Annotated in this window: 16 protein-coding genes; 1 reads left to right on the top strand and 15 read right to left on the bottom strand. The window is 29.8% G+C overall.

The window, feature by feature from the left end; all coding sequences use genetic code 11:
• The 14 genes from Q0935_RS09180 to Q0935_RS09115 all read right to left on the bottom strand — a co-directional run bounded on the left by Q0935_RS09180 (position 1) and on the right by Q0935_RS09115 (position 13,666).
• Positions 1-876 carry an N-acetylneuraminate synthase family protein gene (locus Q0935_RS09180; RefSeq protein ID WP_299385052.1) on the bottom strand — a complete coding sequence of 292 codons (876 nt, stop codon included), beginning with the start codon at positions 874-876 and terminating at the stop codon, positions 1-3.
• A gap of 4 nt (positions 877-880) precedes the next feature.
• Positions 881-2,035 (bottom strand): acylneuraminate cytidylyltransferase, encoded by a 1,155-nt coding sequence (locus Q0935_RS09175; RefSeq protein ID WP_299385049.1) that lies wholly within the window; start codon positions 2,033-2,035, stop codon positions 881-883.
• Between the two features lie 135 nt (positions 2,036-2,170).
• Positions 2,171-3,637 (bottom strand): hypothetical protein, encoded by a 1,467-nt coding sequence (locus Q0935_RS09170; protein WP_299385045.1) that lies wholly within the window; start codon positions 3,635-3,637, stop codon positions 2,171-2,173.
• A gap of 11 nt (positions 3,638-3,648) precedes the next feature.
• Positions 3,649-4,785, bottom strand: coding sequence for a glycosyltransferase (locus Q0935_RS09165; protein WP_299385043.1), 1,137 nt, complete (start codon positions 4,783-4,785; stop codon positions 3,649-3,651).
• Between the two features lie 3 nt (positions 4,786-4,788).
• The gene (locus tag Q0935_RS09160) at positions 4,789-5,856 is read right to left on the bottom strand and encodes a glycosyltransferase family 2 protein (protein ID WP_299385040.1); all 1,068 of its coding nucleotides are present in this window, start codon (positions 5,854-5,856) and stop codon (positions 4,789-4,791) included.
• A 1-nt stretch (position 5,857) separates the two neighbouring features.
• On the bottom strand, positions 5,858-6,886 hold the full coding sequence (locus Q0935_RS09155) for a glycosyltransferase family A protein (protein ID WP_299385037.1): 1,029 nt from the start codon (positions 6,884-6,886) through the stop codon (positions 5,858-5,860).
• Entirely contained in the window at positions 6,887-8,014 is a 1,128-nt protein-coding gene (locus Q0935_RS09150; RefSeq protein ID WP_299385034.1) for a glycosyltransferase, read from the bottom strand.
• 19 nt (positions 8,015-8,033) lie between these two features.
• On the bottom strand, positions 8,034-8,918 hold the full coding sequence (locus Q0935_RS09145) for a glycosyltransferase family 2 protein (protein WP_299385030.1): 885 nt from the start codon (positions 8,916-8,918) through the stop codon (positions 8,034-8,036).
• 8 nt (positions 8,919-8,926) lie between these two features.
• Complete coding sequence (locus Q0935_RS09140; RefSeq protein ID WP_299385027.1) at positions 8,927-9,718, bottom strand: glycosyltransferase family A protein; 792 nt, start codon at positions 9,716-9,718, stop codon at positions 8,927-8,929.
• A complete protein-coding gene (locus Q0935_RS09135) occupies positions 9,708-10,394 on the bottom strand; it encodes a class I SAM-dependent methyltransferase (protein ID WP_299385024.1) in 687 nt (228 codons plus the stop codon). The genes Q0935_RS09140 and Q0935_RS09135 overlap by 11 nt, the downstream gene beginning before the upstream one ends.
• A complete protein-coding gene (locus Q0935_RS09130) occupies positions 10,381-11,139 on the bottom strand; it encodes a methyltransferase domain-containing protein (RefSeq protein WP_299385021.1) in 759 nt (252 codons plus the stop codon). The genes Q0935_RS09135 and Q0935_RS09130 overlap by 14 nt, the downstream gene beginning before the upstream one ends.
• A 9-nt stretch (positions 11,140-11,148) precedes the next feature.
• Positions 11,149-12,429: an ABC transporter ATP-binding protein gene (locus Q0935_RS09125; RefSeq protein WP_299385017.1), complete on the bottom strand. Its 1,281-nt coding sequence runs from the start codon at positions 12,427-12,429 to the stop codon at positions 11,149-11,151.
• Between the two features lie 2 nt (positions 12,430-12,431).
• A complete protein-coding gene (locus Q0935_RS09120) occupies positions 12,432-13,253 on the bottom strand; it encodes an ABC transporter permease (protein ID WP_299385352.1) in 822 nt (273 codons plus the stop codon).
• Positions 13,254-13,453: 200 nt separating this feature from the next.
• Positions 13,454-13,666 carry a hypothetical protein gene (locus Q0935_RS09115; protein ID WP_299385014.1) on the bottom strand — a complete coding sequence of 71 codons (213 nt, stop codon included), beginning with the start codon at positions 13,664-13,666 and terminating at the stop codon, positions 13,454-13,456.
• A gap of 603 nt (positions 13,667-14,269) precedes the next feature.
• Here Q0935_RS09115 and Q0935_RS09110 point away from each other — a divergent pair.
• Positions 14,270-15,019, top strand: coding sequence for a hypothetical protein (locus tag Q0935_RS09110; RefSeq protein WP_299385011.1), 750 nt, complete (start codon positions 14,270-14,272; stop codon positions 15,017-15,019).
• Positions 15,020-15,093: 74 nt separating this feature from the next.
• On the opposite strand, the gene Q0935_RS09105 is transcribed toward Q0935_RS09110, so the two are convergent.
• A complete protein-coding gene (locus Q0935_RS09105; RefSeq protein ID WP_299385008.1) occupies positions 15,094-16,071 on the bottom strand; it encodes an SDR family oxidoreductase in 978 nt (325 codons plus the stop codon).
• Positions 16,072-16,075: the final 4 nt, after the last annotated feature.

The raw sequence follows: 16,075 nt of genomic DNA, 5'->3' as shown, positions 1-16,075 counted from the left end.
CTATCCTTTTTGGTTTTTTAACTTGTCACGTTGTACTTGCTCAATAGGTAAAATATCTTGACTTTTAAAAGCTAAAGCATCATGTACTGCTCTTAAATCTCTAGAGAGTTTACGCAATCCCATAGGCTCTAAAGAGGCTGCATGGTCTGTACCTTTCCAGGTTCTATCTATTGTGTAATGACGTTCTATAATATTTGCGCCTAAAGTATAAGCCGCTACATCTATTGCAATACCTAAATGGTGACCAGAAAAACCAATATGCTTAACCTCATCTTTATACTTATCAATTAACAAATTGATATCTAATAAACACACATCGTTAAATGGTACAGGATAGCCAGAAGTACAATTATAAAGTACTAAGTCTTTATTTCTATTGTGCTTTTTAAACAGATTGACCAAATCTTCTATCTCGTCTTTGGTTGTCATTCCTGTAGAAATATGAAGCTCACCTTTGTAGTTTTCACACAACCACTCTAACATGGCCACGTTATTATTACAAGCCGATGGTATTTTAATAAATTCTGGATTAAGTGATGCTATTTCTTTAGCAGACGTTACATCCCAAACTGATGTTGAGTACGTAATACCAATCTCTTCACAATAGTCTTTTAATTCTTGATGTTGCTTAACATCGAACTCTAAATACTCTCTATGTGCTCCATAAGTATCTCCATAAGAATTTATAGGGTTCGGATGCGGATCGTTGTATTGTTTTTCGGTTAACAACTCTCTATTGTTTCGCTTTTGAAACTTTACAGCATCTACGTTACAAAAGATTTTAGCAACTTTAATTAATTCTTTTGCTAATTCCATTTCGCCTTTATGGTTACAACCAATCTCAGCAATAACGTATGGTTTTTTATAGGTATTCATATATTTAAAATCTTTTATTGTAATTCATTATAAACTGGCAAGCCTCTCTAATAGCTCCAGCTCCTGATGGTTTAGACAACACAACATCTGCATGTTGTTTTACTATATCTGTGGCGTTGTTTGGCGCTAAAGACCAACCTACACTACATATATTTGTTAAATCGTTTACATCGTCTCCAATGTAAGCGAAATTATTAATTGATAAATTATCTTGTTTTATTATATTTTGAAGTAAACTGTACTTGTCTTTTACACCTAAATACACATTTTCAATTTTAAGTTTCTGCATACGTTTGGCAACTAATTCAGAGTTTTCTGAAGTCATTACCAATACCTTAACATTAAACTGTCTTAGAATTTCTAATCCCATACCATCTCGCATATCAAAGCCTTTAGTATGCTCTCCATCTTTGGTATAGGTTATTGTTCCATCTGTAAACACACCGTCTACGTCTAAAACAACATGTGTGATTTCTGCAGCTTGTTTTGTTCTTTTTTGGCGCTCTATTAGTAACTGTTCTACTGCAACCCAATCGGTTTCTGTATCTATTTCTAATAGAGAATCTTCAGGCATTTTTACAATGGCTGTTTTTTCGCCTATTCTATTTTTATGCTTTTTTAGTGCTTCTTTTGTTGTGCTATAAACTGCGCCATTCTCAATTAGTAAACCATCGAAATCTTGACGTCTAGGACGTTTATGCGGATTATAATTTATAGCTTCTCCATTGTTATTCCATAAAAAACGATGTGTATTAACAACTGTTAAAGCTGAGTCGTATTCACCATTTACCTTCTCTAGACACGCATTAATGTTTTCTCTTTTTGTAAAAGGAGACGTTGCTTGTAATAAGCAAAACACATCGAAGTTATAATTTATAGAATCGCAATATTCTAACATCGCTAGTTCTGTAGACGCAATGTCGCTTGCGCTTTCATCGCTACGTAATTGTGCTTTAACTTTATTGGTCCACTGGTACTCCTTAGCAATAAAATCTATAACGTCTTGGTCGTCTGTAAAAACAATAATTTCGTCTAATCCTGAGAATATAGCTTCTCCTAAAACCCAAGTAAACAATGGCCTACCAACCATTTTACGTTTATTCTTATTTGGGATGCCTTTAGAACCTTTACGCAATGGAATGAATCCTATCTTTTTCATTAGTTAGAAAATATTGATTTTTGATAACTTATATCTGCTAAAATATGTTTTTTAGCGATGAAACAGCTTAAAATAGGGTAAAAGGTAAAAAAAAACATGAGTTTTTGAATTTGTTACTATCGGAAATTAACTATATTAATCTAAAGGATTGGCCATAGTTATAATTTTAGTTTTGAGTTTTCTTTGAATAAGTTCTTCTACTAATGTTTGAAATTTAACTGAAAAATTAAATTCATTTTGGTCTAGATGAATAACCGTTTCTCCATCTAAATAACCTTCGAACATTTCAAACCCAATTTGATGTACTATAATTGTTGGTATTCCCATCATTCTAGCTTCTATTACACATCCAGAATAATTAGTAACATGTAAAGCGCTTCGGCTTAAAGTTTCTGGTAAAGGTGTAGAAAAAGCATCTTGAATTTCTATATTATTCCAAATACCATTAAGCTTTAAAAAAGTTTCGAACTCCTCTAAAGTGGTTTTGTTTCTTGGATGCATGCGCAAAATCCATTTGTAGTTGGAGTTTTTAATGACTTCAATTAAAGGTTTTGTAAACAAATCTAAAGGAGAGGTTTGCATGCTATAGAAGATTAGGTTTTTATCTTCTATAATATTTCTAGATTGTTTTAACCAATGGTTAATATAGGGTTGCCCAAAAAGTATACTTTTAACTGTTTTTGTATTTTTTGCCCAACTTTCAATATTATCTTGAGATGGTTTATCCCAATTCCAAAACGCACTTGGCATTGTATTAAAACCCTTTTCTGGCACCTTATTCCAATGTGCATATGCCATGTGAACATTTGTTTGTGGACCATGTTGAAAATCTACCGTAGTAATTTTCATTTCATTAGCAGTAATTAATGCTGCATATAAATCGTCCAAGCCATAGTAACCTAAAAATATTACTTTTTGTGGCTGGGCTTTTTTGTAAAAAGATTTAAAAAAAGGTTTTAAAGCATTTACTTTTCCAACCCATTTAATAAGGTCTTCCTTTGTTATCCTTAATAGGTTTGTGTTTATATTATTTTTCTTTAAGGTCTCTAAAAAAGCATCATATTGCTCTAATTTTATAAGCTCCAAGTTTATTTTAGAGTTCCTTTTTAATTTTAATAATAACTTATAATCTTTTAAATTTTCGGCTAACTTAATTATTGCTTTGTCATTATAAGAGTTCTCATAAACCTTCTGATACTCTAACATGTAAACGTCTTCTTTAAGCTTATATTCTTCTACTATAGCATCATAAAACCTATTAAAGTAAAGACCATCTTGTTGTACACGATGAATGTGAGATCCAAAAAATAAAATCTTCTTACTTTTTAATTTAGAAAAAAAGAAGGCTTGATTAATTAATGCTTTTATTAGTTGATAAGGTAGTTTTAGTTTTCTAAATGATAAAAATGTTTTAAAATTAGTATTATAACTCTCATTCTTAATTTTAGTTTCTCTTTCACGTGTTAATAAATGCATGTATAGAATTATCCTAACATAAGGCCAAATATTAACACCTTGTATTTCCCATTTATCTACTGGAAACTGGTGTTCTAAACTAACAATACTATTTTTAATTTCTTCTTGATTATCTACGTGGTCCATTATAATTAAATTTACAGTATAGATTGATATGCTTTTAAAACAAGTTTATTAATTTTCGAAATTTCTAAATTAGGTTTAATGCTGTTTTTATTAATCTTAAAAGCGTTTTCTATTAATTCTAAATTGTTAAAGGTCGTTTTTATGTGTTGTTTTATTTCACTAATGTTATTACAATCTTGAATTAACATTCCATTTTCATTATTTGTAATAATATCTTCCGATGCTCCTCCAGGATTAGATTGTATAGGAAAAGCACCTTGAATTACTGCTTCTAAAAGCGTATTTGGCAAACCATCGCTATTACTGTTCCCTATATATAAAAGCGATTTACCAAAAAGTTCTAAAATAGATTCGTGTGATAAAAAATTAGATTTAAGATACACTTCTATATTTAATTTCTTGAGTTTTTCACTACTATTAATCATGGTTTCGACTTCTGTATCTGCTCCGAAAACAACAATTTTATATTTTTTTAACTCTAAAGCTAATTCCTCTATGGCTTTTAGTACTTGTATGGCTTTTCCTGAACGTCCTTGATATCCTTTTATTAAAATAATATTACGTTGTGAAACTGGTTTCTGTATATATTTATCAGAAACTAAAAAATTATAACCTCCTCCTCCTGGAAAAGTCCCTAAACATTCGCCTTTAAATCCTAAGTTTTTTGCTAATTGCACATCCCGTTTACAATCTGTAAACAGGTAATTTAACCTTGGCAATACTTCTTCAATGTCTTTTCTATACTCTGGTAAGTCCTTAAAGTAATACAAGTCGCTTCCCCAAGAAGAGTAAATCCATTTTAAAGTATTATATTTTTTCATAACACTTAAAATAGGAGCACAAGAAATATATAAAACAAAACTATGCACCACATCTGGCTGCACTTCTAATAGTACTTTTTCAAATGCTTTTGCAGTATCGTTTTCTAAAACTTTATTTATTTTGGGAAACTTGTTTTTTATAAAATGTCTTCCTTTAAAATTTGGCACTTTTTGTTTCCAACCTTGAAATGTTTTTACCCAAGACAAACTTGGTACAGTTGCTCCATCTCTTATATCAAACCAAAAAACTTCATGTCCAGAATCCCTAAGTTGGTTGGTCCAACGTTGAAAATGAATAGAATTCATAGAAACCATTAAAATACGCATAGCCTAAAGTTTAATAGTTAAAGATATTCTGTTTGTAATTCTATTATACTGGTATTGATAGGCTTGATTTCTAAAATTTCTAATAATACACTCTAATAAACTATTATTTAGTGATTGCATGCTTTTAAAAGCTATTGTTTTTTTACCTAACAATGCTTTTGCTTTTTGTTTGGTTGTTTTATAATCTTTATGCACAATTATTTCAAGTTGTATTACTAAATCTCTTTTAACTAATAATACGCCATTAATAAATGCAGGTAACTCACCTATTTTATTAGAAATAGTATAACTCTCTATAACCGTTTCCAGGGCATTGTAATGGGCTTGATTATAGACTCCCCAATTATATACTGTATTTGCTTTTACTGTTTTTATTACAGAAACTAAATCTAAATACGCTGCATTAACTTGTTCTAAGCTAGAATGAAATGGTGTAACATCGTTCTTGGTTCTGTAATTTTTAGGATGCCATTGGTGTAACATTAAAAGTTGTTTTGTGTAAAAACAGACTTGATGTCCTGCATTTTGCAAACGCATATGCACATCTGTATCTTCACTTCCCCAACCATTATAGAACTCGTCATAACCATTAATAGATTTTAAAAGCGCAGTATTATACAACGTCATACCTGTAGCTTCTGTTTTAGATTTAAACGCAACTTCGTAATTTTTAAACTCTTTTTCTTTTTTAGATTCTATTTCACTTAAAAAACCAACTTGAAAATAAGTGGTTTTTGTTTTATTAGTTTCTTTCTCTAATACATTAATAAATTCTGGATGGTATAACATATCTATATCTCCAACAAAACAAGACGTTGTATCTATGCTTCTTAAAGCTATATTTATTGCTCTCGATTTACACCATAATTGTTGTTCTGTTTTACATTGTATCAGTGTTACAAAATTATAATGTTCTAGCAATTTAATTAAACCTCTTCTATAGTTAGAGGTACTTCCATAATCTACTAAAACAACATTAAAGGCTTTATTATTTTGCATTAACAAAGACTCTAAACAATGTTTTACAATGCTTAAATCTCTATTTCGGTATGTTAGAATTATTGTTATCAAACTATTTTAAAAAGGTGTTAATTTGCTCTCCTACTATCCCTTTTCTTTTAAAAACCCACTTTTTAAAAGGCTTAAATATTAATGCTTTTTTAAATATTTTTTCAGTCAGAAAATATTCTGCTTTTTTAGATTTTAACGTCTTTAGATTATTAAATGAATTTTGTACTTTAATCTCTTCTTTTAATGCGTTATATTCGTCTAACATCCAACTTTCTATTGTATTCCCTATATGGTAGGCATAATTATTATAAGTTGCCAAACGATAGCCTCCCATTTTTATTACTGGAATGTCTAAATATAATTTTTCGCTATCACCTCCTAGTTTATAACTACTGCTAGCATTTGGTAACATCTTAAAAACTTCCTTTTTATAGGTTCCGGTAAAATGTGAATTACCAACAACTGCTATAGTATTATTTTTAGCTTTTAATGTTAATATAACGTCTTTAAATTTAGCATCTAATCTAGGCCAACCAATACTTTTTGCGAATTTAGTTAACGCTTCTGGATTATATACTTTTCTGAATTTTAACTTTTTTGAGAACAAAAATTTAAGCCAAATGTTTGCCGTATGTCTGTAATGTGTTCTAAATACTGGAACTGCACTTACCATTCCTGCATTTGGAAAAGCCTCAAAAATGGATATAACTTCTTTTTCCCAATTATTTAAAAACAACACGTCTGCATCTGTTATTGTAATTAAACGCTCTTCGACTGTTCGAAGCGCTTTTAATATACTATTTAACTTGCCTATACTTTCTTTCTCTATTATAAGTTGATCTATTACATTATTATTACACATCTCCATTAATTTATTATTAACAGAGTCGCAACTACCATTACTAATAACAGAAATTTTTAAGGTCGATATAGATGTTTTTATAATTGATAAAATACTCATTTCGAAAATACGGAAAGCATCTTTATAATAACCTTCTTGACTAGGTATATACAAAGGAAATATTACACGATGCGAACACGTGCTTATTTCTATCTTTTTTTCTTTTGATATATTCTCTCCTTCTCGCATTTATTCTAAAACTTTTTTTACCAAATTTAAGTATTGTTTCGCTACAAGCGTTTTATCGTATTTATTATGATATCTATTACTTAAATCTTTAGACATTTTAGATATTTCGTCTTTACCTTTCTCTCTGTAGTTTAAAATTGCTTTTTTAAGCTCCTCTTCTTTTCCATGATTAAACCAACTAATAGATAAGCCATTAAACCTATCTTCCATACTTCCTACTTTTGTAGAAATAATAGGAATACCTAAACACATTGCTTCAAGAGCACTATATGGTCCAGCTTCTTCTTTTGAGGAAATAATTAAACAATGTTTATCTGCTATTTTACTTGGAAGCTTTTTGTAATCTACATGTCCATGAAAATATATGTTTTTATTTAAAGATAAGTTCTTTAGATGAATAGCCTCAGAACCTGCTCCATAAATATGTAATTCTACATCATGTTTACTCAATTTATTGAATGCCTTAATTACCGTAGCAACATCTTTGTTTTTGTCTAATCTCGAACAACAAAAAAACTTTTTTATTTCTAATTTCGGTTGTCTTTCTCTTACTAAATCCTCTTGATTTACAACACATTGATCTATGATTTTGAATTTATGATTTATGGTTGCTAAAAGGCGATTTGCATTATCTTTTGAATGATGAATGTAGTAATCTACTTTTTCTAAAATTAAGCCTTCAGATTTTTGAATAGAGTTAAAGTTTAAATATTGAATTGTTCCAGTAGTTCTAAATAAAATTTTAGTTCTCGATTGTATAGCATTATTAATAATTATTCTTAACCCATGAGATATTACTTGCGCTACAATAATTATCAAATCTGTGTTTTTTAAAACTTGAGCATAGCTAGTAACATTGCTGTTTTTTTGGGATTTAAAATAGAGTTCCTTTTTTAGTTTCCTTACACCTACTTTGTCTAATATTTTATACTTTAATGGTGAATGTTTTTTATAAATATCCAATTCTTTATCTACCTGAAGTAAATCGTTATCATTCTCTAAAAATTGAGTAGAAAAAACTTTAACATTATAGTAATTTGATAAAACACTACCTATAAAACCAGCTTCAACTTCCCTACCACCTCTTGTATTAAAAGGTCCTATTACAGCTATGCTTTTTTTTATCATTATCATTTATATGTTATCTTCAACTAGCCTTTATTCTTCCAAAAACACTTTTAACTTCTTTTAATGACGCTGAATAATAGATACATTTAAAAACTAAATACATTATTTTAAAATACCCTATTTTCTTAGAATTGGAAATCAAATACAAGTAAGATTTAAAAAAATATTTTTTCTTCGCTTTATTGTTATAAAATTTTAAATTGTTTTCAATTAAACTCCAACCATTTAATAAAAGTAAAAAGTCTTTTTTTGAAACTATTGAACTTGTGTTATTCTGATGTATCCTATAGCCGGTAAGAATTTTATCTGTCATAACAATTTTAGGGTTCGATTTGCATATTTCTGAAAAATACACAGCATCATCATTGGGACTATCTATCCATTGTGAGGCCTTAGCAACATTACTATCAATTAAATAAGAACCTGTTGCTATAAAACCACCATGCGTTCCAAGAGTATTTATTATTTGTAATGCACTTGTGTACTTTAATACAAAAAGCTTATTAAATGGGAAAAAATATTTTTCATCTAAAGAATTAGAAAACTTTTTCCATTTACTAATACTTATAGCTGCTCTTGATTTTTTTAAATCAATTAATTGATCTGTTAATTTGGTAGAATACAAAACATCATCATAGTCTAGAAATTGTATATATTCTCCTTTTGCAATAGACAATCCTAAATTTCTTGCATTATCTCTGCCTTTCGCCGATTTACAATAAACCAGCCTGTAATCCTCAATATTTAAAAATTCTCTACACTCTTTAATTTCTAATTCTCCATTACAAATTATAATTACTTCAATTTTAGAATAGGTTTGATCTAAAGCACTCTCAATACAAGGTTTTAAATAAACTGTAGTTTTATGAACAGGTATTATAATTGAAACTAAGGGTTTAGGCATAATGAATATTAATATAAACGTTTTAACTTTCTAATAAGACGTTCTTTTATTGATTTATTACTTTCTATTTGTATTGATTTATACATAGCATATAATTTAGGATAATATTCCAAATAGAGTTTATAATGTTTATTCATAATATAAGCTATATTTTCTCTCTCCATATCTACTGTAAAAGACCTAATCATAGAATCCTGTTTTACTCTATAGTCAAATGTGATAGCTTTCATGTAATAAAACTTATAATTCGTGTGTATAACCTGCAACCAAAAATCCCAATCCTCATGTCCTTGATAGGGTAAGTTTGAATCGTATCCTTTTGTTTCATCATATAGCGTTTTTCTATATAAAGCGCAAGCATCAATATAATTAGCTTCTAATAGAGCAATAGGATTAAAATTACCAACACTCCATCTTCCATCCTTGTCTCCAAAATATAATGCGTCTCCATAAATAACACCTATATCTGCTTTAGCATTAAAAATGGAAATAGCTTTGGATGCAAAATTAGATTTAATTTTATTATCAGAATCTAGTGGTAAAATAAACTCACCTTGAGATTTTTGGATTCCAAAATTTCTAGCCGTCCCTAATCCTCCATTGCTTTTTTTAAAATATTTGAAACGAGAATCTTTCTTTTCCCATTTTAATGCCACTTTCTCGACGTCGTCAGGAGAGCCATCATTAATAATTATAGCTTCCCAACTCTTAAAGTCCTGTTCTAAAACAGAATTTAACGTCTCATCCAGAGTGTCTTCTGTATTATAACAAGGAATAATTATTGATATCTTAGGCTTCAACTTTATTTTTTTTTGCAACTATTACGTAATTCATTGTATTATATTCGTTGTAATATTTTTTATCTAAATATGAAAATAGCTTATTATTTAACTTCCTAAACAATCTTCTCTTTACTAAAAAATTAGGAAATGTATGGATAACCATTTGTCCGAAAGTAGCCCATTTCCCACCATTAGCTAAAGTTTCTTTAATCTCAAAATTTTGTTTTTCAAAAATATACTTAAACCCATATTTAGTAAATCTAAAAAAATCATAAGGTTCTTCATGTAGATGCCAATATAACGGGCCTGATAATATTACATGTCCATTAGGTTTTAATAAACGATATATTTCACTCAAAATTTTATCGTGATCTTCTACATGTTCAATAACTTGTGTGCAAAAGATTGTATCAAATGAATTATCTTTTAAAGGAATATTTGTTGCTGGGCATACAAGGTCAACAGAATTATTACTTGATTGTATAATATCACACCCTATGTATTGAGTACTCTTATTATCAAAAAGACTCAAATAAGGTTTATTCCCACACCCTACATCTAATACTTTCCCTTTAGAATAATTATTTATGGCATAAATAATATCTCTAATAAGCGGTTTATAGACTAAATAATAACCACTTGAGATATCTACTTGAGAAAAATCGTTAAACCTTTTTAAGTTATCTTTTCTCATAAATTTTTTTCTTAATTTTATTCAGCATTTCTCTTAATAAATTTTTAAAACTTGACTTTCTATTTACTAAGCTTCTGTATTTATTAATCTTATGTTCTAATAACTCTTTTTGTACAAGATCCATACAATTAAAAGTCTGCAATTTATTTAAGTCATTCTTAAGAAGTTCTCCATTTTTAATAAAAACAACCATATTCTGTCTAAACCACCATGAAATATTCTTTTTACCCCAAATTAAAGGTCTAATTATATCGTAACATTTATAATCATTCGCTTCAAATTTATCTATCCAATAGCCTAAGTATTGTTCATTTATATGATGTGTTCCTTCTTGTCCAGGTATTGCTGCTGAAAAAATAATAACATTAGATAAACTAACCAAATCTGCTACAAATGTTTCCGCCCTTTCTTCATCAAGATGTTCTGCTACTTCTAAACAAAGTGCTAAGTCATAGCTCTTAATTTTGGGCAATGTTTTATTTAAATCTGTTTGAATAAACTCTTTTTCTTTATTTATTCGTAATAACGAAACGTCTATAAAACTACCATCAATGCCTTTAATTTCAGTCACGTTTTCAAAATTTTTCCAAATTTCTAACCAAGCACCAACACCACATCCCACATCTATAATGGTTTTTGGTTTAAACCAATTATTAATAATTGGCAAAACTTGATTTGCTGACTCTCTTGACTCCAACAATTGTTTTTCATAAAAAAAACTACTATAAGTATCTAAATTTCCCAAAACGTATATTTAATTTTTATCACTTTTTACAGTCCACGATGTATCGTTTTCTTTATAAATCGCAGACCCTGTCTTCCAATAGTAGTCTCGTTTATTTGTGTTAATTATTTCAAAAGAGCAAATTTCAATTAAACTATTATAAATAGTTTTTGAAAAATTGTCTGCAAAAAAAACATTCAATTTATAAATTCCTTGATACAATTTAATATTCTTTATGATAGATTTTAACAAATAACTACCAGAAGTTTGGCAAAATAATTGCTCACTGTTTAATATTAACTCATGTATTATTGGTTGATTATTATTATCCAAAATTTGATAAGACACTGCAGGAGAATCGATTAAAATAGATGTAAAGACTTCTATTTCAATTTCTAAATCCTTACCAAATTCTTGAAAACCGGCACTATTATTAGGTAAAATTCTAACTTTTTTGATATAAGCATCTTCTTTACCAGAAAGAGTATTTTCAAAAGTTAAAGCGGTCTCTTGTTGAATATTTAAATATTTTGTGACCGCTTCATTTTGGTCACCTTCAAAAACAACTTTGCCATTTTCTAAAACAATACCACGCGTACACAAACTTTTTACTGCAGCCATATTATGACTAACAAACAAAACAGTCCGTCCTTCTCCTTTTGAAATATCCTGCATTTTACCAATAGCCTTCTTTTGAAACTCGGCATCACCAACAGCCAAAACCTCATCAATCACTAAAATTTCTGGTTCTAAAAATGCTGCTACCGCAAAGGCCAAACGCACAGTCATACCAGAACTGTATCTTTTAACAGGTGTATCTATATAACGCTCGCAGCCAGAAAAATCTATAATTTCATCTATTTTAGATTTAATTTCTTTTTTAGTCATTCCTAAAATAGCGCCATTTAAGAAGATATTTTCTCGTCCAGTCATTTCGCCATGAAAACCTGTACCGACTTCTAATAGTGAAGCTATACGTCCTCTAGTTTTAATTTCTCCAGTGGTTGGACCTGTTACTTTAGATAGTATTTTAAGCAAAGTAGATTTACCTGCTCCATTTTTACCTATAATACCTAATACTTCTCCGCGTTTTACTTCAAAATTAATATTCTGTAAAGCCCAAACGTATTGAGATTCTCCTTTTGTACTACGATCGTTACTTTCTCCTACTTTTAAATAGGGATCTTCTTTACCGCGAATACTACTCCACCAACGGTTTAAATCGTGGCTTATAGTTCCTGTACCAACAACACCTAAACGGTATTGTTTAGAAATGTTTTCTGCTTTTAAAATAATATCTTGATCTTTCATAATTATACAGTGTCTATAAAAGATTTCTCGGTTTTGTTAAAAATAACTAATCCTATTAAAAAGAACGTAATACTTACTAGTCCTGCATACATGAATTTTGATATTGAAAAATCGCCTATACCTAAAGTCATGTATCTAAAAAGCTCTATTATGGTTGTCATTGGGTTATATTCTACGAACCAGACATATTCTGGTACTTTTTCTTTAAAATAAGATAATGGATACATTACTGCCGAAGCATACATTAACAGCTGCACACCAAAACCAACTAGAAAAGTTAAATCACGATATTTAGTAGTTAGAGAGGAAATAATCATCCCGAATCCTAAACCAAACAAGCCCATAAAAATAATAAGTAATGGTAATAAAACTATAGCAATTTGTGGCACAGCATTAAAGGCTTTGTCTGTAAAAAAAACAAAATAAGCATAGAAACAAACAAACACCAACAACTGAATACCAAACTTTATAAGATTTGAAAACACAACAGATAGCGGCGTAATAACTCTAGGGAAATACACTTTACCAAAAATACCTTTATTTGCTGTAAACGTATTACTTGTTCCTGTTAAACACGAACTAAAATAATTCCAAGAGGTAATACCTGCTAAGTTGAACAAAAAGGAAGGAATACCATCTCCTGTAGGTATTGCTGCTAGATTATTAAAAATTAAAGTAAAAATAATACTAGTAAACAACGGTTGTATAAAATACCAAAGTGGACCTAAAACAGTTTGCTTGTATTGCGTAATAACGTCTCGCTTTACAAATAGAAACAATAAATCACGATACCTCCAAATCTCTTTGAAGTTTAAGTCTATCATTTTTCGTTTTGGAGAAATGGTATAAAGCCAGTCGGTTGAAGCACTTTTAGAAGTCAAGGCTGTGGTGTTTTTATTTGAATGTTATAATTACAAATAAAAACATTTTTTGGTGTTTTAGCACTAAAAACTTACACTTTATAGTAGTTTAAGTTAAATAAAAGCGCACCAAAATAAACATTAGAAGAAGAGCTCGGAAACAATTAAGCCGACTTAGAACTAGGATTAATCATATTAAAAACATCATCATAAGGGATATCTGTATAATCACAAAACTCCTTTATAGTCACTTCATGATGCCTCTGTTTATTATTAACGTCTTTAATCGTACGCATTAAAGTACGCGCACTCGATTGGCTCTTCCCTAATATTGCAGAAGCTTCATTAGTGTTTATACACAACTTATTTAATCTCATATACTTTTTAATTACGCAATATTATTATAAGAAAAAACAATACTTATCTATAACACTATAATTTATACCTATCAAAATTAATACTTTTTTTTTAAAAATACTTACATAAATCATTTTTAATAAACAAGATTATTAACAATTATTAACAACATATAAACAAAAGCAACAAACACAGTACATAACACAGTTTTAGAAAAGAAAAAACACAGTAAAAAAGACTAAAAAGCAATAAAATAAAAAATAACTTCTTTAAAAAACAACAAAAAGACAGCTATAAATGCCTTATAGCTTAAGCATAGATAAAGTATGAATACTGTATAGTAAAGGTATGCCCATGTTAAAAAAACAAAAACATTACAAAGCAGCAGAAACAGCAAAAATGACACAAAACAGGCAATAACTACAAAAATGAAACCACACAACAACAATAACAATTACAGCAAAGAATAACAAAAAACACGCTAAACAGCAAAATTAAAAAACACACCCACCTCTCTTATTTAAATTTACAACAACAAAACAATATTGCATGCACTAGGAGCTCATGGTGAAGGTAATTTGTTATCATTATTAACAAGCCAAAGTGGCAAATACAACAAAAAAATGGCAAAATTAAAAAGCCTTATTAAAATTGAAGGAACCTTAGATGGTTTAACCTTCTACAAAGGAAAAGACGGATATTTAGTCCGCACAAAAGGAGGAGTCTCTAAAAACAGAATCCAAAATGATCCTGCATTTATTAGAACACGAGAAAACGGAACAGAGTTTGGTCACGTGGCAACTAGTGGTAAAACACTTAGACAAGCATTAACACCACTACTCGCCGATGTTAAAGACGGTAGAGTAACAAGCCGCTTAACCAAAGTACTTAGTGTTGTAAAAAATGCCGACTTAACCTCTGCTAGAGGTTTAAGAAAAGTAGGTATCGGCATGCAAACAACCGATGGTAAAAATGCACTTAAAGCATTCGACTTTAATAACAACGCACCTTTAGACAGTGTACTATATACAGATTACCAAGTAAACACAACCACTGGTGAAGTAACCATTACAAACCTCAACCCATTACAAGACATTAATGGACCAGGTGGAGCAACTCATGTTAGTTTTACTGCTGGTGTTTTAAACCTAGACTTCGAAACTCAACAAAAAGAACTAGTTATTAGCACTGTAACCAATATACCTATAAATGGTACAGCAACAACTATAAATGCAACACCTACAACCATGCCCACAGGAACAGGTCAAGTGTATTATTTTTTAAAACTAGCTTTTTATCAAGAAGTAAATAGCGTACAGTATGCCTTAAACAATGGAGCATACAATGTTTTACAAATACTAGACATACTGTAGTAGTTACAAAAAAAAAAGAGGACGCTAAGCGTCCTCTTTTTTTTATATATCCTTTATTCTAAAAACACCAATTGCTATTGCTTAGAAAAATAGTCCCAAGTAACAGCCAAACCTGTTTTTACAGAATAGTCTGGTGTGTAACCTAATAACGCTTTTGCTTTACTAATATCAGCTAAAGAATCTTTTACATCTCCTGCTCTATTAGGGCCATGTATGGCTTTAATCTTTTTATTTGCAGAATCATTAATTGAACTCCAAAGCTCATTAATACTTATTCGCTCGCCACAAGCAATATTAAACACTTCATTCTTTGCGTTATCCAATGCAAAAAAGGCTTTTACATTAGCTTGAACAGCATTATCTACGTATGTAAAATCTCTTGTTTGCTCGCCATCTCCATTTATAGTCGCGGGCTTATTATTACTCACAGCTTCCATAAATAAAGGAATTACTGCAGCATAAGCACCATTAGCACTTTGCTTTGGTCCAAACACATTAAAATAACGTAAACCAATAACATCTGTATTATAAGTTTTCCCAAACACATCGGCATACAATTCATTCACATATTTTGTAACAGCATAAGGAGACAATGGCGCTCCAATAATAGTTTCGACCTTAGGCAAGTTTGCACTGTCTCCATAAGTAGAACTCGAGGCTGCATAAACCATACGCTTAACAGTTTTGCTTTCTTTTAACGCTACTAACATATTTAAAAAACCTGTAACGTTTACTGCATTACTTAAGATAGGATTATCTATAGAACGTGGTACTGAACCTAAAGCAGCTTGATGACTTACATAATCCATACCAAGTACGGCTTGCTTGCACGTTTCTAAGTCTCGTATATCTCCTTTTACAAATTCAAAGTTTTGTAAATGTAAAAACGGCTCTAAATTAGCCATATAACCATTAGAAAGATTATCTAAAACACGAACCTTTTTAGCATTATGCTTTAATAAATAAGCAACAATATTAGAACCAATAAAGCCAGCACCTCCTGTGACTAAAAATTGAAGCTCTGAAAAATCTGTAGTGTGATATTTATGCATTTTA

Source organism: uncultured Lacinutrix sp., assembly GCF_947500605.1.
Classification (GTDB): Bacteria; Bacteroidota; Bacteroidia; order Flavobacteriales; family Flavobacteriaceae; genus Lacinutrix.
This window is presented reverse-complemented; position numbering and strand designations above follow the sequence as displayed.

Excerpts from the sequence above, each read along its gene's own strand:
- Q0935_RS09115 (WP_299385014.1), bottom strand. The coding sequence starts at position 13,666 with ATGAGATTAAATAAGTTGTGTATAAACACTAATGAAGCTTCTGCAATA.
- Q0935_RS09135 (WP_299385024.1), bottom strand. The coding sequence starts at position 10,394 with ATGAGAAAAGATAACTTAAAAAGGTTTAACGATTTTTCTCAAGTAGAT.
- Q0935_RS09175 (WP_299385049.1), bottom strand. The coding sequence starts at position 2,035 with ATGAAAAAGATAGGATTCATTCCATTGCGTAAAGGTTCTAAAGGCATC.
- Q0935_RS09125 (WP_299385017.1), bottom strand. The coding sequence starts at position 12,429 with ATGAAAGATCAAGATATTATTTTAAAAGCAGAAAACATTTCTAAACAA.
- Q0935_RS09120 (WP_299385352.1), bottom strand. The coding sequence starts at position 13,253 with ATGATAGACTTAAACTTCAAAGAGATTTGGAGGTATCGTGATTTATTG.
- Q0935_RS09165 (WP_299385043.1), bottom strand. The coding sequence starts at position 4,785 with ATGCGTATTTTAATGGTTTCTATGAATTCTATTCATTTTCAACGTTGG.
- Q0935_RS09145 (WP_299385030.1), bottom strand. The coding sequence starts at position 8,918 with ATGCCTAAACCCTTAGTTTCAATTATAATACCTGTTCATAAAACTACA.
- Q0935_RS09155 (WP_299385037.1), bottom strand. The coding sequence starts at position 6,886 with ATGCGAGAAGGAGAGAATATATCAAAAGAAAAAAAGATAGAAATAAGC.
- Q0935_RS09105 (WP_299385008.1), bottom strand. The coding sequence starts at position 16,071 with ATGCATAAATATCACACTACAGATTTTTCAGAGCTTCAATTTTTAGTC.
- Q0935_RS09170 (WP_299385045.1), bottom strand. The coding sequence starts at position 3,637 with ATGGACCACGTAGATAATCAAGAAGAAATTAAAAATAGTATTGTTAGT.
- Q0935_RS09110 (WP_299385011.1), top strand. The coding sequence starts at position 14,270 with ATGGCAAAATTAAAAAGCCTTATTAAAATTGAAGGAACCTTAGATGGT.
- Q0935_RS09180 (WP_299385052.1), bottom strand. The coding sequence starts at position 876 with ATGAATACCTATAAAAAACCATACGTTATTGCTGAGATTGGTTGTAAC.
- Q0935_RS09150 (WP_299385034.1), bottom strand. The coding sequence starts at position 8,014 with ATGATAAAAAAAAGCATAGCTGTAATAGGACCTTTTAATACAAGAGGT.